Below are 6,011 nucleotides of genomic sequence, written 5' to 3' on the forward strand. Positions count from 1 at the left end.
GGTCGCGCCGCTGCCGGAGGCCCTCGCCGGCGCGACCCCCGAGGCGAAGCACGCGGCCCGGCGGTTCCTGGCCACCTGCCTCGAAATCGTCAATGGCTACCGCCCGGCCGGGCACGTCCGTCCGCTGTCCAGTCCGGCCGAGGCGGCCGGCATCGTCGAGCAGCTCGCCTCCGCCGCCACCCGGATCGGCGGTAGACGCCGGCCAGGTCAGCCGCCCCGCACCGTACGGCTACAACGGCTCCGGGTCTGCGAACCGCGTCCGGGGGTCGCCGAGGCCGCCGCGGCGGTCGGTGTCGCCGGGCGCACCTGGGCGGTGGCGTTTCGGATCGAGCGCCGTCGGGGCAATTGGGTCGGCGTCTCGGTGGAAGTGCTCTGACCTGCCGACCGGCCACCGGACGACGCCGACCTGCCGACCGGCCACCGGACGACGGCGTCATCTGATGGACGTACCCCGGCCGCTCGACGGCGACCGGGGTACGGGGTACGGGGTGGATCAGGCCGGGCGGCCCGGGCGGCTCAGGCGCCGCCGCCGGGAGCACCGTGGCAGCGCTTGTACTTCCGACCGGACCCGCAGGGGCACGGTGCGTTACGGGACGGCGCGTTGCCCCCGGCGGCCTGCCCCTGGGCGGGGCGTCGGGACGCCGACGCGGGGACGGGCGGGCCGCCGACGCCGAGCGCCGGTGCCTGCGGCTGCTCCGGCCGCTCCACAGCCACGCCTCCGGTGGCCGGGGCCCCGCCGTCGATGGTCGGCGCCGAGTACTGCAACCCCTGGGTGCGGGGAGTCCGTCCGAGGCCCTTGGCCCGGATCTCGACCGGCGGATCCGTCTTCATCGGCATGGGTGACGGGCCCGACTGAGCCGGAGCCGGAGCCGGGCTGGCCTCCTCCACCTGGACGTCCAGGTTGTAGAGGAAGCCGACCGTCTCCTCCTTGATCCCGTCCATCATGGTGGCGAACATGTCGAAGCCCTCGCGCTGGTACTCCACCACCGGGTCACGCTGGGCGTAGGCGCGCAGCGTGATGCCCTCCTGGAGGTAGTCCATCTCGTAGAGGTGTTCACGCCACTTACGGTCGATGACCTGGAGCAGCACCATCCGCTCCAACTGGCGCATCGCCTCGCTGCCCAGTTCCTCCTCGCGCCGCTGGTACGCCGCGACGGCGTCCTGCCTGAGCTGCTCGAGCAGGAAGTCGGCGTCGAGGGTGTTCCGCTCGCCACCGGACTCCTCGACGAGGTCCTCGATGGTCACCCCGACCGGGTAGAGCTGCTTGAGGCTGGTCCAGAGCTGGTCGAGATCCCAGTCCTCGGCGTAGCCGTCCGAGGTGGCGCCGGTCACGTACGCGGTGACGGTGTCGTCGATCATGTGCTGGACCTGGTCGTTCAGGTCCTCGCCGTCGAGCACCCGCTTGCGCTCGGCGTAGACCACCTGGCGCTGCTTGTTCATCACCTCGTCGTACTTGAGGACGTTCTTCCGGATCTCGGCGTTCTGACCCTCGATCTGGGCCTGAGCGCTCTTGATCTGCCGGGTGACCATCTTGGACTCGATGGGCACGTCCTCGGGGATGTTGAAGCGCTCCATCACGGCCTCGACCGCACCGGCACGGAACCGCTTCATCAACTCGTCCTGCAGCGACAGGTAGAACCGGGACTCGCCGGGGTCACCCTGCCGGCCGGACCGGCCCCGCAACTGGTTGTCGATCCGCCGCGACTCGTGCCGCTCGGTGCCGAGCACGTACAGGCCGCCGACGGCGGTGACCTCCTCGGCCTCGGCGTCGCAGGCGTCCTTCCACCGGGGCAGGATCTCCTCGAGCGCCTTGGCGTAGTCGTCGGCGTGCTCCACCGGGTCCAGGCCGCGCTGGCGCAGCTCGGTGTTCGCCAGGTACTCCGGGTTGCCGCCGAGCAGGATGTCGGTGCCTCGACCCGCCATGTTCGTCGCCACCGTGACGCCGCCCTTGCGGCCCGCCTGGGCGATGATCTCCGCTTCCTTGGCGTGGAACTTGGCGTTCAGCACGGCGTGCGGGATGCCCCGGCGGCGCAGCAACTGGGACAGGATCTCGGAGTTCTCCACCGAGACGGTGCCGACCAGGACCGGCTGGCCCAGGGCGTGCCGCTCGGCGATGTCCTCCACCACCGCGTTGAACTTGGCCTTCTCGGTCTTGTAGATCACGTCGGGCTTGTCGACCCGGATCATCGGACGGTGGGTGGGAATGCTCACCACGCCGACCTTGTAGACCTTGTTGAACTCACCGGCCTCGGTCTGGGCCGTACCGGTCATACCGGACAGCTTTCCGTACAGCCGGAAGTAGTTCTGGAGGGTGATCGTGGCAAGAGTCTGGTTCTCCTGCTTGATCTCCACGCCTTCCTTGGCCTCGATCGCCTGGTGCATGCCCTCGTTGTAGCGACGGCCGTGCAGGATCCGGCCGGTGAACTCGTCGACGATCAGGACCTCGCCCTCGGTGACGACGTAGTCCTTGTCGCGCTTGTAGAGCTCCTTGGCCTTGATCGCGTTGTTCAGGTAGCCGACCAGCGGGGTGTGCACCGACTCGTAGAGGTTGTCGATGCCGAGCCGGTCCTCCACCTTGGCGACGCCGCGCTCGGTCACCGCGATGGTCCGCTTGGCGTAGTCGACCTCGTAGTCGCCCGCGCCGTCCTTGCCGGACTGCAACCGGGCCACCACCCCGGCAAACTCCGAGTACCACCGGGCGGAGTGCTCGGCCGGACCGGAGATGATCAGCGGCGTACGGGCCTCGTCGATCAGGATCGAGTCGACCTCGTCGACGATCGCGAAGTTGTGCCCCCGCTGTACCAGGTCGTCCTTGCTCCAGGCCATGTTGTCCCGGAGGTAGTCGAACCCGAACTCGTTGTTGGTGCCGTAGGTGATGTCTGCCTCGTAGGCGGCCCGGTGCTCGACGGACGGCCGGTTGGGCAGGATCACCCCGACGGTCAGGCCGAGGAACTGGTGCACCCGGCCCATCCAGGCCGCGTCCCGCTCGGCGAGGTAGTCGTTCGTGGTGACGATGTGCACGCCCTTGCCGGAGAGCGCGTTCAGGTAGGCCGGCAGCACCGAGGTCAGGGTCTTGCCCTCACCGGTCTTCATCTCGGCGATGTTGCCGAAGTGCAGCGCGGCACCGCCCATCACCTGTACGTCGTAGTGGCGCTGGCCGAGCACCCGCGATGCCGCCTCGCGCGCCGTGGCGAACGCCTCGGGCAGCAGGTCGTCGAGGGTCTCACCATCCGCCAGCCGCTCGCGGAACTGGTCGGTCATGCCGCGCAGTTCCTCGTCGGTGAGGTTGACGTAGTCGTCCTCGATCGAGTTGACGGCATTGGCGATCGCCTTGAGCCGGCGCACCATGCGCCCCTCGCCCGCGCGAAGGACCTTTTCAAGAATCGACACGGATCAACGCTCCCCTAGACAGTCTGCCGAACCATCGTAGGCGCATCATCGGCCCTACCGTCAGTCGCGCCGCCCGCGAGGTTGAGTCAGCCGGACAATTCGCCCGATAGTTGGCCTTCCCGCAGCGAAACCCGGTTACGCCCAGCGCGAACTCTCCGGCACCATGACCGGATGGACCAGAACGACCGAGCGCCGCAGGTGGAGATCGTCGAAGCGGGGCTGCTGCTGCGACCGTGGCGTCCCGAGGACGCCGAGGACGTACACCGGGCGTGCCAGGATCCGGACATCCAGCGTTGGACCGCCGTTCCCGCCCCGTACCGGCTCGAACACGCGATCGACTTCGTGACCAAGATCGCTCCGCAGGCCTGGGCGACCGGCACCGGAGCGCCCTTCGCGGTCTGTGACGCGGTCACCGGCGAACTCGTCGGCTCCTGCGGGCTGGCCACCATCGACCCGTCGCTCAAGTCGACCGAGGTGGGGTACTGGACCGCCCCGTGGGCGCGTGGCCGGGGTGTCGCGGTCCGGGCCACCCGGGCGGTCTGCCGGTGGGCGTTCGCGGAGTGCGGGCTGCGCCGGATCATCTGGCAGGCCGAGGTCGGTAACCACGCGTCCCGACTCGTCGCGCTCCGGGCCGGCTTCCTGGTCGAGGGGCGGCTCCGGCTCGCCCGACCGCATCCGCGGGGTGGCCCGGACGGCTGGGTGGGTTCGCTGCTGCCCGCAGACCTGGGCGCCGTACCGACCGGGGACGCGGCCAGCGTGCCGGCCGACGACACCCCGGATGCCGGCCCGGCCGCTCCCGGCTCGCTGGCGGCACGGCACGCCGCCGTCTTCGGCTCGCCCCAACCGATACTGTTCGCCAGGGCCTCGGACGGTACGGAACTCCGGCTCCGCCCGGTCGGCGAGCCCGATCTCGACCCGATCGTCCGGGCCTGCCGCGACCCCGAGACCATCCGCTGGACCACCGTGCCGGACCCGTACCAGCGCTCGGACGCCGAGTTCTTCGTCCACGAGCACGGCCCGACGGTGTGGCGCCAGGGCACCGGAGCGCTGTTCGCGATCGCCGACGAATCCGACGGGTACTGCGGCGTCATGGAACTGCGCCTGTCGCCGACCGACCCCCAGACCGGCAACCTGGGCTTCATGGTCGCCCCGCAGGCGCGCGGCCGGGGCTACTGCCCGGCCGCGGTGACCGCCGTCTGCGCCTGGGGATTCACCGCGTTGCGGATGGCCAGGATCGAGTGGCGGGCGAACGTGGGCAACACCGCCTCCCGCCGGGCCGTGGAGAAGGCCGGTTTCACCTTCGAGGGGACGGCCCGGCACGCCCTGCTCCACCGGGGTACCCGGATCGACGCCTGGTGTGGCGCACTGCTGCCGGAGGACATCGCCCGGCCGGGAACGTCCGGCTGAGCCGGAACGGGCCACCCGGCCCGATCCTGGCCCACAACACCGACGCACCACCGGGCCCGGCCTTCGCCGGGTCCGGCGGAACGCTGGCGGTGATCAGCTGGCCAGGGCCAGGATGCCGTAGTCGTAGCCCTTGCGCCGGTAGACGACGCTGGGCCGGCCTGATTCCTTGTCGAGGAACAGATAGAAGTCGTGCCCGACGAGTTCCATCTCGAACAGCGCGTCGTCGACGGTCATCGGCTCCGCCGGGTGCACCTTCTCCCGCGCGATGTGCCACGGCTGCGCGTCGTCGTACTCGTCGAACTCCGGCTCGGCGGCGACGTGTCCGTTGCCGTTCGACAGTTCCGGCCCGGGTGCGGTGAGCGTGGCCAGGGCCGACTCGCCGAATTCGGCGACCGGCAGCCCGGCCGTGGCGGCGGCGACGGAGATCGGAGCGTGCCGGCCTCGGTGTACCCGGCGGCGGTCGGCGGCCCGACGCAGCCTGGTGTCGAGTTTCGCGATCGCGGCGTCCAGAGCACTGTAGAAGTCCTTCGCGCACGCCTCGGCGCGGACTACGGGACCTCTGGAGATACAGGTAATCTCAATTCGCTGGCAGTGATCGGACTGTCGCGGATTGCGTTCGTGAAAGAGTTCCACGTCGACCCGAATAAGCTTGTGATCGTAGCGCTCGATCTTCGCGAGCTTGTCGGCTACGTGTACCCGGTAATGATCCGGCACCTCGACGTTACGGCCCTTGACCACGATATCCATGCGTGACCTCCCTGCGCCATCGGAGAGTCTGCAGAAACAAAAATCCCGGTCAGCCCGCCCCTGGAAGTCCACTCGGCTTGACCGGATCGCTAACGGCTGCCTCCTTCCAGGTGCTCCCGGGGCGATGGAACACCCCTCATACCCCCGTTAAATAAGACGCTAACGCCAATCTGGCCGACAGTCACCCCGGTCGCCAAGACCAATTCGAGAAGATGTGCACGGATCGCACGACCGGGTGAAAATGGTGATACGCAGAGTTAGCCGCGCTCCCGTCGGACGGTGGCCGCGAGCAACGCCGCCGCGTACACCGGAATGCCGGCGGTCTCCAGCAGCCGGGCCACGGCGGCGAGGGTGACCCCCGTGGTCACGATGTCGTCCAGGACCACGACGGCCCGGCCGGCCGCGCTCCGGCGGACCGCCGGCAGCCGGCCGGTACGGAGCCGGAACGCCGCGGCGGCCACCCGTTC

4 protein-coding genes and 2 pseudogenes are annotated in these 6,011 nt (G+C 69.7%); 2 read left to right on the plus strand and 4 right to left on the minus strand.

Going from position 1 to position 6,011, the window contains the following annotated elements; all coding sequences use genetic code 11:
* The coding region (locus I0C86_RS04160) for an Rv3235 family protein (protein WP_230393521.1) at positions 1–376 on the plus strand (376 nt) is incomplete at its 5' end.
* Positions 377–516: 140 nt separating this feature from the next.
* On the opposite strand, the gene secA is transcribed toward I0C86_RS04160, so the two are convergent.
* The gene (gene secA / locus I0C86_RS04165) at positions 517–3,390 is read right to left on the minus strand and encodes a preprotein translocase subunit SecA (RefSeq protein WP_196199853.1); all 2,874 of its coding nucleotides are present in this window, start codon (positions 3,388–3,390) and stop codon (positions 517–519) included.
* A gap of 171 nt (positions 3,391–3,561) precedes the next feature.
* On the opposite strand from secA, the gene I0C86_RS04170 reads away from it, so the two are divergent.
* Positions 3,562–4,797, plus strand: a complete 1,236-nt coding sequence (locus I0C86_RS04170) for a GNAT family N-acetyltransferase (protein WP_196199854.1) — start codon at positions 3,562–3,564, stop codon at positions 4,795–4,797.
* 93 nt (positions 4,798–4,890) lie between these two features.
* Here I0C86_RS04170 and I0C86_RS45355 read toward each other — a convergent pair.
* The 3 genes and pseudogenes from I0C86_RS45355 to I0C86_RS04180 form a co-directional block, all read right to left on the minus strand.
* Positions 4,891–5,085: pseudogene (locus tag I0C86_RS45355) on the minus strand (sigma 54 modulation/S30EA ribosomal C-terminal domain-containing protein); the annotation flags it as partial.
* A 98-nt stretch (positions 5,086–5,183) separates the two neighbouring features.
* Positions 5,184–5,544 (minus strand): annotated as a pseudogene (gene hpf / locus I0C86_RS45360) (ribosome hibernation-promoting factor, HPF/YfiA family); the annotation flags it as partial.
* 257 nt (positions 5,545–5,801) lie between these two features.
* Positions 5,802–6,011, minus strand: a 210-nt coding sequence (locus tag I0C86_RS04180) for a phosphoribosyltransferase family protein (RefSeq protein WP_255527601.1), incomplete at its 5' end; no start/stop codon positions are given.

It is taken from the genome of Plantactinospora alkalitolerans, from assembly GCF_015690345.1.
GTDB classification, from domain to species: domain Bacteria; phylum Actinomycetota; class Actinomycetes; order Mycobacteriales; family Micromonosporaceae; genus Plantactinospora; species Plantactinospora alkalitolerans.

Coding starts and splice junctions, on each gene's coding strand:
- I0C86_RS04170 (WP_196199854.1), top strand. CDS start 3,562: ATGGACCAGAACGACCGAGCGCCGCAGGTGGAGATCGTCGAAGCGGGG.